This window comes from Raineya sp. (assembly GCF_053497555.1).
The window spans coordinates 11,949-32,781 of record NZ_JBRCWE010000101.1; the positions used below are offsets into that span (position 1 = coordinate 11,949).

General features: G+C 39.7%; 19 protein-coding genes. 9 read left to right on the top strand and 10 right to left on the bottom strand.

What is annotated here, in order from left to right:
• The first annotated feature begins 186 nt into the window (after positions 1-186).
• On the top strand, positions 187-2,811 hold the full coding sequence (cphA, locus tag ACWITO_RS12920) for a cyanophycin synthetase (protein ID WP_448530411.1): 2,625 nt from the start codon (positions 187-189) through the stop codon (positions 2,809-2,811).
• A 44-nt stretch (positions 2,812-2,855) separates the two neighbouring features.
• On the opposite strand, the gene ACWITO_RS12925 is transcribed toward cphA, so the two are convergent.
• Both ACWITO_RS12925 and ACWITO_RS12930 read right to left on the bottom strand, forming a co-directional pair.
• The gene (locus ACWITO_RS12925) at positions 2,856-3,773 is read right to left on the bottom strand and encodes a universal stress protein (RefSeq protein WP_448530412.1); all 918 of its coding nucleotides are present in this window, start codon (positions 3,771-3,773) and stop codon (positions 2,856-2,858) included.
• Between the two features lie 90 nt (positions 3,774-3,863).
• A complete protein-coding gene (locus ACWITO_RS12930; RefSeq protein WP_448530413.1) occupies positions 3,864-4,616 on the bottom strand; it encodes a collagen-like triple helix repeat-containing protein in 753 nt (250 codons plus the stop codon).
• 277 nt (positions 4,617-4,893) lie between these two features.
• Between ACWITO_RS12930 and ACWITO_RS12935 the strand changes: the two genes are divergently transcribed.
• Positions 4,894-5,307, top strand: coding sequence for a LytR/AlgR family response regulator transcription factor (locus ACWITO_RS12935; protein ID WP_448530414.1), 414 nt, complete (start codon positions 4,894-4,896; stop codon positions 5,305-5,307).
• A 31-nt stretch (positions 5,308-5,338) separates the two neighbouring features.
• Here the strand turns inward: ACWITO_RS12935 and ftsY are convergent, their stop codons facing one another.
• On the bottom strand, positions 5,339-6,295 hold the full coding sequence (gene ftsY, locus ACWITO_RS12940) for a signal recognition particle-docking protein FtsY (RefSeq protein WP_448530415.1): 957 nt from the start codon (positions 6,293-6,295) through the stop codon (positions 5,339-5,341).
• A 74-nt stretch (positions 6,296-6,369) separates the two neighbouring features.
• Between ftsY and ACWITO_RS12945 the strand changes: the two genes are divergently transcribed.
• Positions 6,370-8,073 carry a M3 family oligoendopeptidase gene (locus ACWITO_RS12945; RefSeq protein WP_448530416.1) on the top strand — a complete coding sequence of 568 codons (1,704 nt, stop codon included), beginning with the start codon at positions 6,370-6,372 and terminating at the stop codon, positions 8,071-8,073.
• 118 nt (positions 8,074-8,191) lie between these two features.
• Here the strand turns inward: ACWITO_RS12945 and ACWITO_RS12950 are convergent, their stop codons facing one another.
• The 7 genes from ACWITO_RS12950 to ACWITO_RS12980 all read right to left on the bottom strand — a co-directional run bounded on the left by ACWITO_RS12950 (position 8,192) and on the right by ACWITO_RS12980 (position 14,652).
• Complete coding sequence (locus tag ACWITO_RS12950; protein ID WP_448530417.1) at positions 8,192-9,157, bottom strand: AAA family ATPase; 966 nt, start codon at positions 9,155-9,157, stop codon at positions 8,192-8,194.
• 99 nt (positions 9,158-9,256) lie between these two features.
• Positions 9,257-9,916 carry a polysaccharide deacetylase family protein gene (locus tag ACWITO_RS12955; RefSeq protein WP_448530418.1) on the bottom strand — a complete coding sequence of 220 codons (660 nt, stop codon included), beginning with the start codon at positions 9,914-9,916 and terminating at the stop codon, positions 9,257-9,259.
• Positions 9,916-11,121: a PP2C family protein-serine/threonine phosphatase gene (locus tag ACWITO_RS12960; RefSeq protein ID WP_448530419.1), complete on the bottom strand. Its 1,206-nt coding sequence runs from the start codon at positions 11,119-11,121 to the stop codon at positions 9,916-9,918. The genes ACWITO_RS12955 and ACWITO_RS12960 overlap by 1 nt, the downstream gene beginning before the upstream one ends.
• Entirely contained in the window at positions 11,118-12,407 is a 1,290-nt protein-coding gene (locus ACWITO_RS12965; RefSeq protein ID WP_448530420.1) for an ABC transporter permease, read from the bottom strand. The genes ACWITO_RS12960 and ACWITO_RS12965 overlap by 4 nt, the downstream gene beginning before the upstream one ends.
• A gap of 1 nt (position 12,408) precedes the next feature.
• Positions 12,409-12,663: a transporter gene (locus tag ACWITO_RS12970; protein ID WP_448530421.1), complete on the bottom strand. Its 255-nt coding sequence runs from the start codon at positions 12,661-12,663 to the stop codon at positions 12,409-12,411.
• Positions 12,650-13,792: a glycosyltransferase gene (locus ACWITO_RS12975; RefSeq protein WP_448530422.1), complete on the bottom strand. Its 1,143-nt coding sequence runs from the start codon at positions 13,790-13,792 to the stop codon at positions 12,650-12,652. The genes ACWITO_RS12970 and ACWITO_RS12975 overlap by 14 nt, the downstream gene beginning before the upstream one ends.
• Entirely contained in the window at positions 13,789-14,652 is an 864-nt protein-coding gene (locus tag ACWITO_RS12980; protein WP_448530423.1) for a hypothetical protein, read from the bottom strand. The genes ACWITO_RS12975 and ACWITO_RS12980 overlap by 4 nt, the downstream gene beginning before the upstream one ends.
• 100 nt (positions 14,653-14,752) lie before the next feature.
• Here ACWITO_RS12980 and ACWITO_RS12985 point away from each other — a divergent pair, with 100 nt between their 5' ends.
• From ACWITO_RS12985 to ACWITO_RS13010, 6 genes are all read left to right on the top strand, one after another.
• Positions 14,753-15,340: a DUF3109 family protein gene (locus ACWITO_RS12985; protein ID WP_448530424.1), complete on the top strand. Its 588-nt coding sequence runs from the start codon at positions 14,753-14,755 to the stop codon at positions 15,338-15,340.
• Positions 15,309-17,540 carry a type IX secretion system periplasmic lipoprotein PorW/SprE gene (gene porW / locus ACWITO_RS12990; RefSeq protein ID WP_448530425.1) on the top strand — a complete coding sequence of 744 codons (2,232 nt, stop codon included), beginning with the start codon at positions 15,309-15,311 and terminating at the stop codon, positions 17,538-17,540. The genes ACWITO_RS12985 and porW overlap by 32 nt, the downstream gene beginning before the upstream one ends.
• 102 nt (positions 17,541-17,642) lie before the next feature.
• The gene (glyA, locus tag ACWITO_RS12995) at positions 17,643-18,938 is read left to right on the top strand and encodes a serine hydroxymethyltransferase (RefSeq protein ID WP_448530426.1); all 1,296 of its coding nucleotides are present in this window, start codon (positions 17,643-17,645) and stop codon (positions 18,936-18,938) included.
• Between the two features lie 136 nt (positions 18,939-19,074).
• Entirely contained in the window at positions 19,075-19,419 is a 345-nt protein-coding gene (locus tag ACWITO_RS13000; RefSeq protein ID WP_448530427.1) for a heavy-metal-associated domain-containing protein, read from the top strand.
• 70 nt (positions 19,420-19,489) lie between these two features.
• On the top strand, positions 19,490-20,515 hold the full coding sequence (pdxA, locus tag ACWITO_RS13005) for a 4-hydroxythreonine-4-phosphate dehydrogenase PdxA (RefSeq protein WP_448530428.1): 1,026 nt from the start codon (positions 19,490-19,492) through the stop codon (positions 20,513-20,515).
• Positions 20,516-20,641: 126 nt separating this feature from the next.
• Positions 20,642-20,821, top strand: a complete 180-nt coding sequence (locus ACWITO_RS13010; RefSeq protein WP_448530429.1) for an antitoxin VbhA family protein — start codon at positions 20,642-20,644, stop codon at positions 20,819-20,821.
• Positions 20,822-20,833: the final 12 nt, after the last annotated feature.

The window sequence follows — 20,833 nt, forward strand, 5'->3', positions numbered from 1 at the left end:
AAAATATCAAAAATGGTTGCTGTTTTTGCTTTTGGCTATGTTTTACCCTCTCAAAAATCAGCGAAAGTTTTTGCTAAAAGCAAAAAACAAAATAAAAGTCTAAATATTGACTTATTTGCAAATTTTTGTTTTATTGCCAAAACTATCTGCGAAATATCTTTTGGTTTTACTAAAATTTTTACCCTTATGAAAATTTTGAGCATACAAGCCTTGCGAGGTCCTAATGTTTGGAGTATCCAACGCAAAAAACTTATTCAGATGCGTTTGGATTTGGAGGATTTGGAACACAAGCCCACCAACAAAATCAAAGGTTTTTTGAGCCGCCTGAAAAAAATGTTTCCTTCTATGTACGAGCATCGCTGTTCGGAGGGCGTGCCTGGTGGCTTTTTTATGCGGGTAAAAGAAGGAACTTGGATGGGGCACGTCATTGAACACATCGCTCTTGAAATTCAGACACTTGCAGGTATGGATACAGGTTTTGGCAGAACCCGCCAAACCAAAACACCCGGAGTGTATAATGTTGTGTTCAGTTATGTAGAAGAAAAAGTAGGCATTTACGCCGCCGAAGCCGCAGTACGTATTGCCGAAGCCCTCGTAAAAGGCGAGGAATACGACTTGCAAAAAGATATTCAAAAAATGCGTGAAATACGTGAAGAGGTACGTTTGGGTCCGAGTACAGGCTCTATTGTAGAAGAAGCCATAGCACGCGATATTCCTTGGATAAGGTTGGGAACAAACTCTTTGGTACAACTGGGCTATGGAGTAAATCAAATGCGGTTTCAGGCAACTATCACCTGCAAAACCAGCAATATTGCCGTAGAAATTGCTTGCGATAAAGAAGAAACCAAGCGTATGCTCGCCAACAATGCCATTCCTGTTGCCAAAGGCGATACTTGCGTAGATGAAGAGGATTTGGCAAGGGTTATCAAAAAAATTGGTTATCCGATTGTCATTAAACCACTGGACGGCAATCACGGCAAAGGGGCTTCTATCAATGTAAAAACTTGGGAAGCGGCTCTAGAAGGATTCAAACACGCCAAAAAATACTCTCGCCGAGTGATTGTCGAGCAATTTATCACAGGTTACGATTTTAGAGTACTGGTCATAGACCACAAAGTAGTTGCCGCCGCCCAACGCATACCCGCCCACGTAAAAGGCGATGGCAAACATACCATTCAAGAACTGATTGATATTGAAAACAAAGACCCCCGCCGTGGCTACGGACACGAAAACGTACTTACGGAAATTACCGTAGATAGAGATACCCTTGATTTACTTGCCAAAAAGGGCTATTCGCTGGAAACTATTCCTGAAAAAGGAGAGGTTGTTTATCTCAAATCTACCGCTAATTTGAGTACAGGAGGCACTTCTATTGATGTTACCGACCTAATGCACCCCGAAAATGTATTTTTGGCGGAAAGAATTTCTCGTGTCATTGGTTTGGATATTTGTGGCATTGATATTATGGCTCCCAACCTTACTGAACCGCTTTCCGAAAATGGAGGAGTAATTTTGGAGGTAAATGCGGCACCGGGCTTTCGTATGCACCTTGCTCCTGCCGAAGGTTTGCCTCGGAACGTTGCCGCCCCCGTGCTGGATATGCTCTATCCTCCGGGCAAGCCTTCTCGTATTCCTATTATTGCCGTAACTGGCACAAATGGCAAAACCACTACTACTCGCCTCATTGCTCATATTGTAAAAAATATGGGCTATCGGGTTGGCTTTACCACTTCCGATGGCATCTATGTACAAAACCATCTTCTGGAAAAAGGGGATACCACAGGACCTTACAGCACCGAATTTATCCTCAAAGACCCTACCGTAGAATTTGCTGTTTTAGAATGTGCAAGAGGGGGAATTTTAAGAGCTGGCTTGGGTTTTAGTCGTTGCGATATAGGCATCATTACCAATATTGCCGAAGACCACTTGGGGCTAAACGATATTGAAACGCTTGATGACTTGGCTCGTGTAAAAGCCGTAGTGCCCAAAAGCGTAAAACCCGATGGTTGGGCAATTTTGAACGCCGAAAACGAATATTGTGTAAAAATTGCCAAGGAGCTAGAGTGTAATGTTGCCTATTTCAGTATGGACGAGGAGCATCCTGTTGTAAAAAGGCACTGCAAAGCAGGCGGAATTGCCTGCGTATATGAAAATGGCTTTGTTACTATCAAAAAAGGTGAGTGGAAAATACGTGTAGAAAAAGCAAGCCATATCCCTATTACAATGGGCGGAAAAGCCAAATTTATGATTGCCAATGCCCTAACTGCAACACTTGCGGGCTATTTGGCAGGCTTTAAGACCGAAGACATTAAAGTTTCTTTGGGAACTTTTATTCCTTCGCCTGCTCAAACGCCGGGCAGAATGAATATTTTTAACTTCCGCAATTTCCAAGTAATGATTGATTTCGCCCACAACCCTGCGGGTTATTTGGCTATTGAGGAGTTTTTGGCAAATGTAGATTCGCCTTACAAAATTGGCATTATTGCAGGCGTAGGCGACCGCCGTGACCAAGATATTATGGAATGTGCCAACATTGCCGCTCGTATGTTTGACCACATCATTATCCGACAAGAAAAACACTTGCGAGGTAGAACAGAACAAGAAATCATTGACCTCATTCTGAAAGGTATCAAAAAATCTAAGCGTAAAGTAACCCACGAGGTAATTCGCAAAGAAGTTGATGCCCTCAAACACGCTATTTCCTTGGCTCAAACTCGCAAAGGCACTTTCATCACAGCTCTGAGTGATGTTATTGATAATGCCATTGATGTTGTGCAAGAATACTTGGATAAAGAAATAGAAGCAAGCTAATTGAAAAAAACAAGGGCTTCGTTTTATGGAAGCCCTATTTCTGATTATTTGACCTCCCAACGAATGGCAAGTAGCGGAACATTGGTGGTATAAACGACTTCTTCGGTACGACTTCCGTCAAAGATTTTATCCCAAAAACTGCGTTTGTGTGTAAACATCACGAGCATATCGGGTTTATACACGCGTACAAACTCTTTCAAGCCGCCGTGAATATCATTTTCTTTGCGTGTTTGCATAAAAAAGAGTTCCATTTTAGAATAGGCGAGCTTTTCTCGCAGTTCAGCAATAAAACGGCGATTCGGAAAAGTATCTAATTTTACCATTTCAGGGTAATTGGGATAAACGTGCACTAGCTGCAAGTTGGCATCAAAAATACGAGCAAATTCTAAAACTTTGCTAATTTTAGGTTCGGGGTTCATCAAATCGGTGGCAAGGGCTATATGCTCAATTTTCGCACCCTGATAAGAAGCAGGTACGGCAATTACAGGCACTTTTGAGTTTTGAATAGTATTGGAAGCATTGCTTCCAAAGAAAAGTTTTTTCATTCCGCTGGCTCCCGTAGTTCCCATTACAATCAAATCTGCTTTGTATTGCTCTGCTATTTCGGCAATGCTTTCGCTTACAAGAGGGCTTAACCGCACTACATAAGCAATTTCTCTTTTGGCAGAGGCTTGCACGCCAAGGGCTTCTATGTGCTTTTGGAGCTTATCTTTTTGCAAAATAGTATAATTTTCCAGAGCTTCGCTATGTTGCTGTCCTGTAAGATTGACAGGAATTTCGGGTTGCGAAACATTTACAAATACAAAGCGGCAAGGCTCTTCTTGGTTGATACGTAAGACAAGTGTTACTGCTAAATCGGCATTGGCAGAAAAATCCGTAGGAATGATAATGGTCTTCATTGCTCTTATGGTTTGGGGTAAAGTTATCAAAAAAACGCTAATGCCCAAGATGATTTCGGGCATTTTTTTTAATGATTTTTGCAAAAAAAATAAGACATAGCCATAAGCTATGCCCTATTTGTTTTCCTTCGTTTTTTTCTTGTATAGCTATGCTTAAAGCGTACGAGATGTTACATTGGCTACGGGAATTTGCATTGTGATAGTACCACTGGCAGGTGCTGTATTACCGTTAAGATTCTGGGCAACGGCATTTGTATTACCATCGCCATCACCAGAGTGATCTTGGAGTGTGATGTTGAGTGTGAGAATACCTGTGCTTGAATTGTAGCTAACAGAGGTTATATTAATTGTATCAGGGTTGTTTATGCTGCTGTCAAATATTCCAAGACTTTTTTGATGAAATCCTCCTGTTACAGGAACTCTCACTTGCCCATTTATATTAACCCCTGTGATATTAGATACTGCCAAAGCACCAATATTGTTTGCGGTTGATTGTAAAAATACACCCAAGTTAGAACCTGTAGCATTGGTAAGTTGTATAAATAGGCTTCCAGTTGAGGAAGATGTATTGTAGTTGTAAACAACCGTTTGCGACAAACGATTCAGTTGTACGTTGTCATCAGCAGGAGAACCTCCCAAATGAGTTGTATTATCGCTTAATCTAGCTCCTTGTAAAGTAAAACTTACAGGAGTAGCCAGAGTAATGAAAGCATCTTGTCCATTTGCACCAGCGGGTCCAGCAGGTCCTTGGGGTCCAGGTGCTCCATCTTGTCCATTTTGTCCTGCAACGCCCTGTGGTCCTGGGTCGCCTTTATCGCCTTTGGGACCTTTGCAAGCACCAAACGTGAGCAGTAAGCCAAAAAATACGGCTACCAAAATGCGAGTTGTGTAAGTTAGTTTTTTCATAATTTTTTATTTTTTGGAGTTAAACATTAAAAAATCTGTTTTTCTTACAACAATCTTTGTTCCAAAGCACTTGAAAAGGTCTTTTTATTGTCTGAATGAGGCTGTTTATTTCGTGAAAGGCTAAAACGGACTCGTGTGAAAAAAATGCAAATTCATTGCAAATTTCGTAAGCGGCTGTTTTTTTTGCCTAAAAGGCGGTTACCTTTGGGGGCTTTTGTAGTATAAATGAATACGAAAAAACACTTCTTTTTGTTTCACTATCTAAAACTTTTTGCCTATGAAACAACTTGTACAATTCATTGTAGATTTAGAAGAAAATTGTCCTTTGTATGCGGTATTTGAAAAAATCAGGAACTTGCCCTTTGTGAAAACAGTGTATCTGAACACAAAAAAATTTTTAGAAATTTCCGACCGCAAGCAAACTTATCAAATCCCTTTTGATGAAATTATTTTCTTGCAAGCAATGGGCAATTATACGCAGGTACTTACTACCGAAAAAACGTATTGTTTTTCGCGTCCTTTGAAAACACTTTTACAAAAACTACCTGATGAGTTATTTTTGCGACCGCACAGGTCTTTTGCAGTGAATAGAATGTTCGTCAAAACTTGGGGAAAAGAATTTTTAGAAATCTCGACAGGTGAGAATATTCCCATTTCAAGGCGGAAGAAATCAGAATTAAATGTTGCTTAAATGCACACTAAAAAGCCTTTTGTAAGGCTTTTTAGCTTTTCTTGAAAAGAGAATCTACAAATTCGGCTCGGTTGAAAACCTGCAAATCTTCAATTTTTTCTCCCACGCCAATATACTTGACAGGAATTTTGAATTCATCAGAAATACCAATCACTACGCCACCCTTGGCAGTACCGTCTAATTTGGTAATTGCCAGAGCCGTAACATCGGTGGTTTTGGTAAATTCGCGTGCCTGCATTACAGCATTTTGCCCTGTACTACCATCAAGCACAAGTAAAACTTCGTGAGGAGCATCAGGAATAAATTTCTGAATGGTTTTTTTCATTTTGGCAAGCTCATTCATCAGATGCAGTTTGTTGTGCAATCTGCCCGCAGTATCAATGATAAGCACATCTGCTTGCATTTCAGAGGCTTTTTTAGCCGCCTCAAATACCACACTGGAAGGCTCTTTGCCCATACCCAACTCAATCACAGGCACGCCTACGCGTTCGCCCCAGATTTTTAGTTGCTCTACTGCCGCCGCCCTGAACGTATCCGCCGCTCCTAAAACTACTTTTTTGCCTTTCAAATGATATTGAGCCGCCAACTTTCCGATAGTGGTGGTTTTCCCTACGCCATTTACCCCTACTACCATAATTACGTAAGGGTGATTGAGCTTGGGAATTTCAAAATCTGCTAAATCTGCGGATTTGTTTTCTTGTAAAAGAGCCATAATCTCTTCCCGCAAGATTTTATCCAATTCTTCGGTATTCAGATATTTATCTCTTTTTACACGTTCTTCCAAGCGTTCTATGATTTTCAGTGTAGTTTGTACGCCTACATCAGCCGAAATCAAAATGTTTTCCAGTTCGTCGAGTACCTCTTCATCAACTTTAGATTTACCCGCAATGGCTTTGCCCAATTTGGTAAAAAAGTTTGTCTTGGTTTTTTCTAAACCCTTATCCAGTGCTTCCTTTTTTTCTTTGGAAAACCAGCCAAATAGTGCCACAATCGTAAAATTTTTAGTAAAACTTTGGCAAAAATAAGGTTTTTTTGAATTTTTGAGAAAAAAATGAGCGGTTTATGCTGAAAAAAAGAAACTTTCTACCTGCCGATTTTCAAGTGCAATCTTGGGAAAATATTTTACCTTTTTACCAAAACCTTTTGGAAAGGAAAATATCTAATGCAAATGATTTAAGACAATGGTTCCGAGATAGAAGTGAGCTGGAAAGTATGCTATCCGAAGATTTAGCTTGGCGTTATATCCGAATGACCTGCAATACAGCTGACGAAACGCTTGCCCAAAGTTTCAATGATTTTGTAAGCCAAATACAACCACAAGCCACCGAATACACACATAAGCTCAACGAAAAATGCTTGCAAAGTCCTTTCCTTGACGAATTGCAAAATATTGAACCTGCTTTTCGCATTACGATACGCTCTTTGCGTAAGCAAGCAGAAATTTTTAGACAAGAAAATATCCCTTTGCTTACCGAACTGCAAATAAAAGAGCGTGAATATGGGGCTATTGCAGGTGCTATGACTATCCGTTGGGAAAATGAGGAACTTACCTTACAACAAGCCGCCAATTTGCTTGATGAGCAAGACCGCAATATCCGTGAAAATGCTTACTTGGCTATCCAAAATCGCCGTTTGGCAGATAAAGATAAGTTAGACGATTTGCTTTCCGAACTTATCCGCTTGCGTCATCAGGTTGCTATCAATGCAGGCTTTAAAAATTTCAGAGATTATGCCTTTGCCTCTTTGGGCAGGTTTGATTACTCGCCTCAAGATTGCTATGCTTTTCACGAAGCTATCAATAAAGAAGTGATGCCCCTTGTCAATGAAATTTTTGAGCGACGTAAAAAATCTATGCGATTAGAGAGCCTTCGCCCTTGGGATTTGCAAGCCGATACCAATGGCTTACCCCCTCTCAAAGTTTTTGAAAATACTGATGAGCTAACCGAAAAAACAACGCTCTGCTTGGATAAATTAGACCCATTTTTAGGCAACTGCCTCCGTAGAATGAAAGAAATGGGGCATCTGGATTTGGCTTCTCGCAAAAATAAAGCACCCGGCGGCTACAACTACCCTCTTGCCGAAACGGGCTATCCCTTTATTTTTATGAACGCTACTTCCAATTTAAGGGATTTAACAACGCTTTTACACGAAAGCGGACACGCTGTTCATTCAATTTTATGTAAAGATTTGGAAATCAATGCTTTCAAAGACCCCACTGCCGAAGTTGCCGAACTCGCCTCTATGAGTATGGAACTGATTACACTTCCCTTTTGGGATATATTTTTCAAAAATGAACAAGACCTCAAAAGAGCCAAGAAAGAACATTTAGAGGATATTCTCACAGTACTTCCTTGGATTGCCTGTATAGATAAATTTCAGCACTGGCTCTACGAGAACCCTAACCATAGTATTGAACAAAGAAAAGAGGCTTGGGTAAGTATTTACAGCGAATTTTCACCTCAAATGATAGATTGGCAAGGATTGGAGCAATTCAAGGCGTATCATTGGCAAAAGCAACTTCATATTTACGAAGTACCTTTTTACTATATTGAGTATGGTTTTGCCCAACTCGGTGCGATTGCTGTATGGCAAAATACCCAAAAAGACCTCAAAAAAGGTTTGAATGCTTATTTAGATGCTCTTGCTTTGGGCTACACCAAACCTATTCCCGAAATATACCAAACCGCGAATATTTCTTTCAATTTTTCAGCGGAGTATATCAAAAATTTGGTGCATTTCGTTCAGCAAGAGTGGGAAAGTTTGTAGTTTCAAGTAGAAACACTAATGAGGCGAGTTTTTATACCAAAACCTGACAGGTTTGGTAAACCTGTCAGGTTTAGTAGTTTGATAAGCCGATTTTGTTAGGGTATAAGAGAATAAGCACTTACAACAAGGCTTCAATGATATTATCAACACTAATTCTTTCTGCTTCGGCTTTGAAATTGCGTACAATTCTATGACGTAGTATGGGCTTGACTACTGCTTTTACGTCTTCAATATCAGGTGAATATTTGCCGTGAAGCAAAGCATTACATTTAGCCCCTACTATTAGGTATTGCGAAGCTCTGGGACCCGCCCCCCATTCCAAATAATCGTTGGCTTCTTTGGAAGCATTTTGCGTATGAGGGCGAGTTTTTTGTACGAGTTTTACAGCATATTCTACCACATTATCCGCCACAATTACCTTACGAATAAGCGTTTGGAAATACAAAAGCATTTCCGCATTCAATATTTTTTCAAGTTCTACTTTCAAGCCTGATGTAGTGTTTTTCACTACTTGCACCTCGTCCTGATAGCTCGGATAGTCCAATATCACATTGAACATAAACCTATCCAGTTGTGCTTCGGGCAATGGGTAAGTTCCTTCCTGCTCTATGGGGTTTTGAGTAGCCAGCACAAAAAAAGGTTTGGGCAGTTCGTAGCGTTTGCCTGAAATCGTTACAGCATATTCTTGCATAGCCTCTAAGAGTGCCGCTTGCGTTTTGGGAGGAGTACGGTTAATTTCATCAGCCAAAATGATATTGGCAAAAACAGGACCTTTGATAAACTGAAAGTTGCGGTCTTTATCCAATGTTTCTGAGCCTGTAATATCCGAAGGCATTAGGTCGGGGGTGAATTGAATACGATTGAAACTCAAATCCAGTACCGAAGCCAAAGTTTGCACCAGCAAGGTTTTGGCAAGCCCAGGCACACCCACAAGCAAACAATGTCCCTGCGAAAAAATAGAAGTAAGAAGTAGCCTTACGGTTTCCTCTTGCCCTATGATAACTTTTCCGATTTCTTTTTTGAGTTTCTGGTACGAATGAGCGATAGCATCAGCAGCTTCTACATCAGATTGAAATGGCGTCATAGCTTTTACAACAAGATTAAAATAATTTGCAAGATTTTAACAAGAGACTTTTACAAGCAATTTCGTTCAGAAACGTAAAAGTAAAAATTTTCGTACTTTCTACAAACTACTACCAGCAGTTTTTGTTTGCACGGAAGGCAACTTTGCAAATTGAAAACCTTTTTCAGAAAAATGCTGTAAAAAGCGGGGCAAGACATAAATCAGATTCCGAGTAGCCTTGATATTATCGTGAAAAACCACAATAGAGCCATTTTCAGCGTGTTGGATAGTATTTTGCAAGCAGACCTCTCGGTCAAGGTCGGGGGCAAAGTCGTAAGAAAGCACGTCCCAAAGAACAATTTTCAAGTTTTTTTCAATTTCTTTTCGTAAGCCAAAAGCCAATTTGCCATAAGGTGGGCGAAAAAGAGTATTGTCTATTTTTTTTTCTTGCATTATGTTTTGGCAAAGCTGAATATCGTTTAAATATTCGCTTTTCCCAACTTTCCAAGCGTTGAGGTGATGATAAGTGTGGTTTCCTACTTGATGATTTTCCTGCAAAATAGTTCTAAAAATTGAAGAATGTTTGCGAATATTATCGCCTACGCAAAAAAAAGTCGCTTGGGCTTTATAGTATTGCAAAGTTTCCAGCACAAAGGGCGTAAGTTCGGGAATGGGACCATCATCGAAGGTTAGGAAAATAGTAGGCTTTTCTTGGGGCAACCGCCACCAAAAAGATTGAAACACTTTGGGCAAAATAGCAGGAATTTTGAAATATCGCATCAAGGTAAAATTTTGCAGGAAATCATTGTAATATCATCTTGAAGCGGTGTTTCTTTCCGAAAATCGTTTAGTGCTAAAATAAATTCGCTGTGCAATTTTTCTAAGGGGCAGTATGCCCATTTTTTAAGCAAAAGGGCTATTCGCTCATCACCAAATAATTCATCTTGGGCGTTAATGGTTTCGTTTAAGCCGTCGGTATAGGCAAAAATAAGGCTTTCTTCTTTCAGAATCATTTGGGCTTCAGCTACAAAGGGCAGGGGGTCAAAAATACCCAATACCGTTGTACCCTGTTCCAAGCGTTGCAAATGCCCATTGGTTATGAGAAAAGGTGGGTTATGCCCTGCATTGATATAGTGCAAAAAGTGCGTTTGGTAGTCGTAGGTGGCTACAAAAAAAGTAATAAAGTTCTCGCCTTGTGCATTTTGCAGAACCAAGTAGTTGAGTTCGGCGACAATATCGCGTAAATTTTGTGTTTGGCGAGTAATGGTACGCAAAGAAGCCTGAAAATTAGCCATCATCATAGCCGCCGCAATACCTTTTCCTGAAACATCGGCTATGCAAAACAAAAATTTTTCTTTACCCAAAGGAATAAAATCATAATAATCGCCTCCCACGGTAAAGTGCGGGGCATAATACGCCGAAATCTGTAATTTTTCGGTTTGAGGTAAATTTTTAGGGCAAAGCCTTTGCTGAACTTTGGCAGCAATATCCAACTCTTTCCGAAAAACCTCTTGCTCCAACTGCTTTTGAGCAAGTTTTTTATTTTCAATCGCTACAATCAGAATATTGGTAAGTGTGCATATGAAATCGGCATCCAAGGGGTTGCTTTGGCTCGCCGAAGCAAAAAGAAAAGCCAAGGAATTTCCTTTATGAAAAACAGGTATCACCCATTCAAATTCTGCAAAAGTTTCTGCAAATACACTTTCTTGTACAGGAAGAATAGCCTGAGGAGCATCGGGCAAAAACTTTTCAAAATCAGGGCTATCTACAAGATTTTTAACGCCAAAATGCGTTTTACAATACCATTTACCAAAATCATTTACCCACAAAGCCATTTTTTGAAGGCTCAAATTGCCCCGCAATGTAAAATTGTAGATGCGGTACAAATGCTCTTCTGCCATATTGTTGTTGATAGCCTGCGTAATTTCTAGCAAAGCCCCCAACGATAGCTCTTTTTTTTGCAGAAGAGTATTTAAGGCAATCATTTGACAAGCATTTTGGGGTCATAGGCATCGCGTAAGCCATTGCCCAGTAAGTTGAAAGCAAGTACCAAGAGGCATATTGCCATACTTGGATAAAAAATCAGATGCACTCCCAAGCCCGTATCCGAACCGATAAAATCTTTACCTTCAGAAACCATCATTCCCCAAGAGGGTGTAGGTGGCTGAGCCCCCATACCCAAAAAGCTCAAGCCCGCTTCGGTAAGAATTGCGGCGGCAAAGTTAGAGCTAATCATTACAATCAGCGGACCAAAAAGATTGGGCAAAATATGCCTAAACACGATACGAAAATTGCTCAAACCCAATGCTCGGGCGGCTTCAATGTATTGCTTTTCTTTGATAGCCATAATTTCGCCACGTACCAAACGAGCAATTTCTACCCAAGTAGTAAGCCCCAAAGCAATAAATGCCCCCAAAACACCTCTTCCCAAAGCCAAACTAATTACAATTACAAGCATAATTTGTGGAATAGACCACACGATAGTCATCAAGAAGTTGATAGCATAGTCTATTTTCCCACCAAAAAACCCTGCAAGCGAACCCAAAGTTACTCCCAATATCACAGAAATAAACACTGCCACCAGCCCAATGCCCAAAGAAATTCGCGTGCCTAAAATCAGACGACTGAGCAAATCTCTGCCTTGCTTATCAGTACCCAAGAGGAAAGTACGTTTTTCAATATTTTTTTGCTCAAACTCGCTGATGATTTCGGCTTTCGTAGTCTGATTGATTTTGCCCTCGTAGTCAATATAAAAAACCTTTTCTCCTTCGGTATAGTAGGGCTTTCCGTTGAATTTTTCCGCATTAGTAAGATTTTTAAGCCCACTCAATTCGCCTACATACAAAGACTTGACTGCGGCAACAAGGCTGTATTTTTCTTTCTTGGGCGAATCATCTTTGTTGGTTACCCCTTCCATTGTATAAGTAACTTCCAAAGTTTCTTTATTTACCTGATAGTTTTTGATAGGCACAATGGTATATTCGCTGGGCAAACCAAAAAGCATTTTTTCAAAAAAAGAGGGCTTGTATTGAGGGATATTTTTATGCTTTTTCAGAAAAGTAGCTTCATAGCCCGGCGGCTTGAGCTTTACATACACCGAGCCATCATCGGCATTGGGGGTACTATCTGGCATTATCAGATAGCCCAAAATAGCCACAATTACTGCAATAATAACCACTACCAAACCTGCAACAGCAGTGATATTGCTAAAAAAACGTTTCTTTACGTAATACCCGGGCGAATGATGTACTTCTTCTTTTACTGCTTGCATACTAACGGCTATTATGAGCTAAAAGTCCTTCTTTGGTAGCTAAATAGTAGTAGTTGCGAAAGTTATCCTCAAAACCTTCGGTACTGCTTACTACTTCGGAAAACTGGTTCAAAAAACATTTTACCCAGCCTTTTTCAATCATTGCTTTGAGCGTATTTTTCAAAGTGGTTTCATCAGTTTTTACGGCTTGCTGTATTTTAGCAAAACTTTCAACGAAGTAGATTTGGTCAAGCACTTCAAACTCAAGTTCGTTCATAATGTCGGCTTTTCCATTCATAGCTTTTCAGTCTGCTTATTAGGGCAAAAAAAACTGCATAAATGGGGTACAAAACAAACAGAAAAGGTATCCAAAATGCAAACTTTTTTTGCTGAAAAAAACGCAAAACGGCAGTCAAAAATACAAATTCTGCAACAAATTTGAAAACAAGTAAGCCCAAAACTACCCAAGTTTTTTCAAAAATCCAAAAAGGAAGCACCAAAACTGAAAGGTTAGCAAGAAAAATAAATACTGCAAGCATTTTGGTGAAAGAATTTTGGTAATGCTCCCATTTGCTTGCCCAACGCTTGCGTTGATGAAAAAACTGCTTCCAATTTTCATTGGCTTGCGTACTTACAAGCACCGCTTGCGATTTCAGGAATTGTACTTTTTGAGGAAATTGTGTTGCTATCTTATGCATCAAAAATTCATCATCTCCCGAAGGAATATGCTCCGAACCTGCAAAACCACCTACTCGCTCAAAAATAGTTTTTTTGTAGGCAATATTTGCACCATTGCACATTGTAGGCTTGTGCAAAGCTATGCAAGCCGCTCCTGTACCTATAAGGCTGGCAAACTCCACTGCTTGCCACTGCTGAAAAAAATTATCTTTGGCAAGTATGCGAACAGGCATACTCACGAAATAGACATCTGTCTGCTCTAAATATTCCAGAATAGCACTTAACCAAGAACTTGGTACTCTGCAATCGGCATCGGTGCATACAATCCACTTACCTTCTGCCCGACTGATAGCTTGTGTAATGGCTCGCTTTTTGGGCGAAAGGATATGAGAAAAGGTATCATTTTTCAAAATATGGCTATTGGGTAGGGAATTTTGGGCATTTTTTACAATTTCTAAGCTTTCATCTTCCGAAAAATCATCAACCCACAAAATTTCCCAATATGTTTGGGGCAAATCTTGCTGAATAAAATCTGCTATCAGTTTAGGCAAATTGCCTGCTTCATTCCGAAAAACTACCACTACCGATAGCAATTTATTCTCCTCTCTCTTGCCCGCTTTGGAAACAGCAAGTTGAGAGTTGAGCCTACCCCACAGCCAACTAAAATAAAGCACCATTCCTCCATAAGCCAAAAGAAACAGAGCAACTAGCACCAAAAAAAATATCACAAATTACGCAATTTGAGTTCTTTCAGAAAATCGGCAAGGGCTTTTTGATAGGTTTTGCCATCTTTTTCTTTGATTTGTTGCAGATTTTTTTTCAGCGTAACCATTTTTTTCCGCTCTGAAGCTGTCTTTTCATAAAGCATCTGCGTATGCCGAAAAGGAAACGTTTCATCTTTCAAAGAATTAAAAAAAAGAATGGGCTTATCCAGTTCTGTTATTTCTTTCTCTACATTGAGCCAATTCGGCACTACCCAACGAACATTGAATATCGGGTACAAATCTTGCAGATAGCTCTGCAAAGACACAAATCCATTTTCAACAACTATTCCCGCCAAACTCATTTCATTACCAAGTCGTATAGCAGAATAAGCCCCCGCCCCTTCACCATAAAATACAATTCTATCAGAGGGAATTTCCAAAGTGTTTCTCAGATAATTATAGGTAACCAGTGCCGTTTGGTACAACTTTTCGGGGCTTTCAACCGATTGGGTTTGCTCATCGAGAATATAATTTGGCACTATCACATTCATTCCCAAATAATTCCAAATTCTATATCGCCAAATATTTTTTTCCGAATAATAGAGTTTATCTGCATTTTGCAAGTACAAAAGCCAAATTTTATTTTCCGACTTGCTTGGAATAATACAGGCTTCAATATTGCCATAAGCACTTGGTAGAGAAACTTTTTCATACTCCAAGCCAAATTGCTTCATCTTTTCAGAAAAAAAGAAGGTTGGCACTTCCACAAGGCTTGGAAAAGCAAGTTTCTGAAAACTACTTTTTAGCCAAAAATAGCCCCCAACATAAGCCAAAAAAAGCAAGAAAAATAATCCTATGAACGCTTTTTTTCTTAAATTTTTCAAGGGTTGTTCAAAATTTTTGAGTAAAAACGAAATTGGCACGAATTTATGAAAATTTTTATGTAAATTGCGAAAATTTTTGATACCTTAAATAAAATCCCCAATGCTCATTGTTGAAAACGCCTATATCTCTGACGATATTGCTGAATATTACTTCAAATGCGATTTAGAACGCTGTAAAGGTGCTTGTTGCGAAGCAGGTGATTTGGGTGCCCCACTGGAAGAAAACGAACTTTCTATTTTAGAACAAATTTTTGAGCAAGTAAAACCCTATATGTCTGAAAAAGGCAGAGAAATTGCCGAAAAACAAGGCTTATACATACTAGATAGCGACGGCGATTTTTCCACAACCACCATAGATGGGAAAGAATGTATTTTTGCTGTAAAAAAAGATGAAAAAGGCACTTGGACTTGTGCCATTGAAAAAGCCTTTCAGGAAGGTAAAATAGATTTCCAAAAGCCTATTTCTTGCCATTTATACCCCATACGCATCACCAAGTACGCCCAGTACGAGGCTCTCAATTATCACCAATGGGAAGTTTGTTCGCCTGCTTGCGTATTAGGCAAAAAAATGCAAGTACGGGTATTTGAGTTCCTTAAAGAGCCTCTCATTCGCAAATATGGGAAGGCGTGGTACGAAAAGCTCAACCAAGAAGTAATTGGATGGGAAAAAAGACGAAAAACTCGCTAGCTATGGCTTGATTTTCGCTTATGAATTTACCAAATTTCAATGCCCAACCTTTATGAAGCAGACTGCTTTTCTTTTGCTCATATTCCTTTCTTTAGCTGGCTGTAAGCATTACCACAACATTACGGCTCATTACAACGCCTATTTTTTGGCAAAAGAAAAAATGCTGGAAGCCGAAAGAAAAATTTTTAGCAGTCGTAAAGACAATTACAATCGGATTTTGTATGTCATTCCATTGCTGGATACCAATATGCTCAAAGGAATGAAAGCCGATTTTGACGATTGCATCAAAAAAGCCGCCTATGCCATAGAACGCCACGAAATAAGCAACTGGACTGATGATTCTTATCTGCTCGTAGGCAAAGCACGTTTCTATAATCGTGAATTTTCTGATGCTACCAATACTTTCAAATACATCAATGGCACTTCCAAAGATAAAATAATGCAAGAAAAAGCTCTCATTGAGCTTATGCGTACCTACATAGAAAGCAATCAGTGGAACGATGCCGATATTGTCAAGAATTATTTACGCAAGTTTGAAGTAAGCAAACCCAATTTGGCTCAATACTACTTGGTGCAGGCTCATCTGTACCGCCTTCGCAAAGATTATGAACGCACCGCAAAGAGTTTAGAATTGGCTTTACCTGATATAAAGCGAGGCGAAAAAAAAGCACGACTGCTCTTTTTGCAAGGGCAATTGTACCAAAAACTTAAAAATGACAAAAAAGCCTTTGAAAACTATGCCAAAGTTATCAGAAATAAGCCCCCTTACGAACTGGAACTGCAAGCTAATTTGGCTATGATGCTTACAGGCGATTCTGCCAAAGTTTTTTCCGCCAAAACACAAAGAAAGTTGGAAAAAATGCTTAAAGACTTCAAAAACCAAGACTATCTTGATGAAATCTATTACGATTTGGCAATGCTTGAACTCAAACGCAACGATTTACGCAAAGCCGTAAGTCTGCTCCAAAAATCTGCCCAAGCCAAAGGTACAGGCGGACAAAAACCTTATACTTTCTTACGATTAGCAGAAATTCATTTTGATAAATTGCGTGATTACGAAACAGCAAAATCGTATTACGACAGCACAATGGCTCTTTTGCCTAAAGATGAAGAAGGTTACGAAAAAATTGCCAAGCGTTATGAAGTGCTTGATGAGTTTATCAAATATTTGCGTATTGTTCAGTTGGAAGATAGCTTGCAAAGAATGGCAAAAATGCCTGAAAACGAATTGGACGCTTATTTAGAAGCAAGTATCGCCCGAAAAGTGAAAGCCGAAAAAGACTTGCAAAAAGCTCGTGAAAAAGCCCAAAAACAAGCCGAAGCCGAAAAAGAACTTTTAGGCAAAAATACTTTACAAGAAGAAAAAAATCGCCAAAATAGCGAATGGTATTTTGATAATACCACCCAAGTAGAAGCGGGCAGAAAAGAATTTCGCCAAAAATGGGGCAATCGCCCACTTGCTGATAACTGGCGGATTTTGAGTCGTATTTCAAACGAAATTGATGAAACCATTCCCCAACAAAATCTCACTACCAAAGAGCAAGCCATCGCAGAGCAAGAGCAAATCCGTGAGGAAGTAAATAACCGAAAAAGAGCTGTAAAATCTCAAATTCCACGTAGTCCAGAGGCTTTGCAAAAATCTTTGCAAAAATGGGAAAATGCTTCGCTCAATTTAGCCAAACTCTACCATTTTCAATTGGACGAACTGCCTGACGCCGAAAAAACCTATTGGAGCATACCCCAAAAAGTACAAAATTCTGAATACGAACCCGAAGTATATTATTTGTTATATTTGCTCTACAACCAGCAGAAAAACACTGCAAAAGCCCAAGAAATGCGAAACCTCATTTTTCAAAAATTTCCTAACTCTATTTATGCCAAACTCATAGAAAACCCTAATTATTTGGCTGAAAGTCAGGCTCAAAATGAGGTTGTTCAGAAAGAATATGCCGAAATTTACGAGAATCTCTACGAAAAACGTCAGTACGAAGCCACTATTAAAGCCCTTGACGAACTGCAAAAAAAGTATCCCGAAAATGCTATTCCTGATAAAATTGAAGCCCTAAAAATTATTGCCAATGCCCGTTTGCACAAGAAGCAAGAAAAATTAGCAGAAGATTTGGAAGCATTTTTCCGCAAATATCCCGATAGCAAAATTATTCAGCATTTCAAGAAAATTGGTGAGCTGAAAAAAGAGTGAAAATCTACAAACTATTGCATAAAATTCGCCCCGAACAAAAAAATTCCAAAATTTGTTCTTTTTTCGGAATTTGCTTACTTTTGGACAAAAACCGCAACGCAAATGAATTCTACCGCAACACACTCGTACAAAGATACGACCATTTTCAATCTGATTGAGCAAGAATACAAACGCCAACTGCACGGCATAGAACTCATAGCTTCCGAAAATTTTGTTTCCGAACAAGTAATGCGAGCTATGGGAAGTGTACTTACCAACAAATATGCCGAAGGCTTGCCCAAAAAACGTTATTATGGAGGTTGTGAAGTAGTTGATGAAGTTGAACAAATTGCCATTGATAGAGTAAAGGAACTTTTTGGAGCAGTTTGGGCAAATGTACAGCCTCATTCGGGAGCTCAAGCAAATGCCGCTGTAATGCTTGCTATATTGAAGCCCGGTGATAAAATTTTAGGTTTTGACCTTTCCCACGGCGGACACCTCACACACGGCTCGCCTGTCAATTTTTCGGGCAAACTCTATCAACCTTCTTTTTACGGCGTAGAACCCGAAACAGGGCTTATCAATTGGGACAAAGTGGAAGAAATTGCTATGCGAGAAAAGCCCAAACTCATCATTTGTGGGGCTTCGGCTTACTCTCGCGATTGGGATTATGCTCGCCTGCGTGCCATTGCCGATACGGTAGGGGCTTTGCTAATGGCTGACATCTCTCACCCTTCGGGGCTAATTGCTAAAAAATTGCTGAACGACCCTTTGGAATACTGCCATATTATTACCACTACCACACACAAAACTCTTCGCGGTCCTCGGGGCGGCTTGATTATGATGCGGAAGGATTTTGAAAACCCTTTTGGTATCAAAAACCCCAAAGGCGAACTTCGCCTGATGTCCGAATTATTGGACTCTGCGGTTTTCCCTGGCACGCAGGGCGGTCCTTTGGAGCACGTCATTGCCGCCAAAGCAGTAGCCTTCGGCGAAGCCTTAGAACCCTCCTTTGCCGAATATGCCCAGCAAGTTCGCAAAAATGCCCAAACTATGGCACAAGAGTTTATACGCAGAGGCTATAAAGTAATTTCAGGTGGTACAGATAACCATCTAATGCTTATTGATTTGCGTTCTAAAAACCTCACAGGTAAGCTCGCCCAAGAAACGCTCATCAAGGCAGATATTACTATCAATAAAAATGCTGTCCCTTTTGATGATAAATCGCCTTTTGTAACTTCGGGTATGCGTTTGGGTACGCCTGCCGTTACTACACGTGGCTTGAAAGAAAACGATATGCTTCAAATTGTAGAATGGATTGACGAAGCCCTGCAAAACCACGATAACGACACCAAACTCGCCCAAATCCGTGAAAAAATAAACTCACAAATGCAGAAATATCCACTTTTTGCATACTAAACCTAATTGTTTAGGTATAATATGCAAGAAACGGGATTTAGAACATTGGATATTTAGCTCTTAACTCAGACTCTTGAATTTTTTAACGCAAATAACTACATTTTTTGAAAGTCAAACCTTTAATTTACCCTATAATATGAAAAAATTTGCTTTTCTTTTCGCTTTGATGTTTGTGGCGATATTTGCTTTTGCCCAAGAAACTGCCGATTTGCAAGAAGTTCAAATCAAAACTTCGGCAGTATGTGGAATGTGTAAAAAGAAAATAGAAAAGGATTTAAGCTACGAAAAAGGGGTTGTAAGTGCCGATTTGAATGTAGAAACTAAAATCGTAACCGTAAAATACAATCCTAAAAAAACAAGTGTTGCAAAAATCAAAAAGGCTATCAACAAAGCAGGCTACGATGCTGATGAACTACCTGCCAACCCCAAAGCCTACAACAAACTACCTGAATGTTGCAAAAAAGATAACAAGGTACATTAAGAAAAATGGCAGAAAATTTTAGCTTTGCAGGAGCTAAAACTTTCTGCTCTCGACCAAATTATGAATGACTATGCAAGTCAAAAAAGATGAAAAACCCATTTTAGGCATCACCTTAGGCGACTACAATGGCATAGGTCCCGAAGTTGTATTGAAGGCTCTTGCCGATACCCGTCTGCTCGCTTTTTGTACGCCCATTATTTATGGCTCTCTGAAAGTCCTGAGCAAGTATCGTAAAATATTGCAGATTGAAGACTTTAATGCTATTCTCATCAAAGATGCCGAACAAGCTAACCCTCGCAAAATCAATCTTATCAACTGCTTTGATGATGCCGATGTGCAACCCGGGCAGGTAACCGCCGAAGCAGGCAAAGCCGCCTTTTTATGTCTTGAAACCTGCACCAAAGACCTTTTGCGTGGCATTTTACAAGGTGTAGTTACTGCCCCTATCAACAAGTACAATATCCAAAATGAGCATTTTCAGTTTGTAGGGCATACCGAGTATTTTACAGAAAACTTTGGTGTAAGCGACTCGCTGATGTGTATGGTAAGCGAAAAGCTAAAAGTGGCTTTGCTTACAGGGCATATCCCTTTGAAGGAAGTTGCTTCTAAAATTACCAAAGAAAAATTACAAGGCAAACTTGGCTTACTTATTCGTACTTTACAAAAAGATTTTGGGGTGCAAAAGCCTAAAATTGCTGTACTCGGCTTGAACCCTCACGCAGGCGAAGAGGGGCTATTGGGTACAGAGGATATAGAAATTATTGAACCCGTAGTACGTGAAATTCGCAAGCAAGGAAATTTGGTATATGGTCCTTTCCCTGCCGATGGCTTATTTGGGAGTGGTAAATACGCTTCTTATGATGCCATTTTGGCAATGTATCACGACCAAGGTTTGGTAGCTTTCAAAACTTTGGCTTTTGAAGAAGGGGTAAATTATACGGCAGGCTTGCCTATTGTACGCACCTCCCCCGACCACGGCACTGCCTACAATATCGCAGGGAAAAATCAGGCAAACCCTAACTCTATGTTGCAAGCCATTTACACCGCTTGCGATATTATCAAAGCCCGACAAGGATTGAAATTGGCTATTGCGTAAATAGTTACAAGCCATTTCAAAATGACACAAATAAACATTTTGTCCTAAATATTTTGTAAATTTAATGAGAATTAACACCTGAATATGTTTAACACAATAGAAATAGACAGAAGCAACCTGACAATAATGGGTGTAAAATTTTCAGACTTAAAAACGCTTGAAAGCACTGCAAATGCTTTGGGAAGCAATATGTTTGAAGGATTTAAACCAACACCAAAAGGAATAGAAATTATACGGGACTATATAACTGGAAAAATATCACTGGCAGAACTTGTGGCTTTTGCCAAACAAAAAGCCTATGTCTAATTCCTTCAAATA

Excerpts from the sequence above, each read along its gene's own strand:
- ACWITO_RS12960 (WP_448530419.1), bottom strand. The coding sequence starts at position 11,121 with ATGATTGCCTTAAATACTCTTCTGCAAAAAAAAGAGCTATCGTTGGGG.
- ACWITO_RS12935 (WP_448530414.1), top strand. The coding sequence starts at position 4,894 with ATGAAACAACTTGTACAATTCATTGTAGATTTAGAAGAAAATTGTCCT.
- ACWITO_RS12965 (WP_448530420.1), bottom strand. The coding sequence starts at position 12,407 with ATGCAAGCAGTAAAAGAAGAAGTACATCATTCGCCCGGGTATTACGTA.
- pdxA (WP_448530428.1), top strand. The coding sequence starts at position 19,490 with ATGCAAGTCAAAAAAGATGAAAAACCCATTTTAGGCATCACCTTAGGC.
- ACWITO_RS12945 (WP_448530416.1), top strand. The coding sequence starts at position 6,370 with ATGCTGAAAAAAAGAAACTTTCTACCTGCCGATTTTCAAGTGCAATCT.
- ACWITO_RS12930 (WP_448530413.1), bottom strand. The coding sequence starts at position 4,616 with ATGAAAAAACTAACTTACACAACTCGCATTTTGGTAGCCGTATTTTTT.
- ACWITO_RS12950 (WP_448530417.1), bottom strand. The coding sequence starts at position 9,157 with ATGACGCCATTTCAATCTGATGTAGAAGCTGCTGATGCTATCGCTCAT.
- ACWITO_RS12925 (WP_448530412.1), bottom strand. The coding sequence starts at position 3,773 with ATGCCCGAAATCATCTTGGGCATTAGCGTTTTTTTGATAACTTTACCC.
- ACWITO_RS12970 (WP_448530421.1), bottom strand. The coding sequence starts at position 12,663 with ATGAACGAACTTGAGTTTGAAGTGCTTGACCAAATCTACTTCGTTGAA.
- cphA (WP_448530411.1), top strand. The coding sequence starts at position 187 with ATGAAAATTTTGAGCATACAAGCCTTGCGAGGTCCTAATGTTTGGAGT.
- ACWITO_RS13010 (WP_448530429.1), top strand. The coding sequence starts at position 20,642 with ATGGGTGTAAAATTTTCAGACTTAAAAACGCTTGAAAGCACTGCAAAT.
- ACWITO_RS12985 (WP_448530424.1), top strand. The coding sequence starts at position 14,753 with ATGCTCATTGTTGAAAACGCCTATATCTCTGACGATATTGCTGAATAT.
- ACWITO_RS13000 (WP_448530427.1), top strand. The coding sequence starts at position 19,075 with ATGAAAAAATTTGCTTTTCTTTTCGCTTTGATGTTTGTGGCGATATTT.
- ACWITO_RS12955 (WP_448530418.1), bottom strand. The coding sequence starts at position 9,916 with ATGCGATATTTCAAAATTCCTGCTATTTTGCCCAAAGTGTTTCAATCT.
- glyA (WP_448530426.1), top strand. The coding sequence starts at position 17,643 with ATGAATTCTACCGCAACACACTCGTACAAAGATACGACCATTTTCAAT.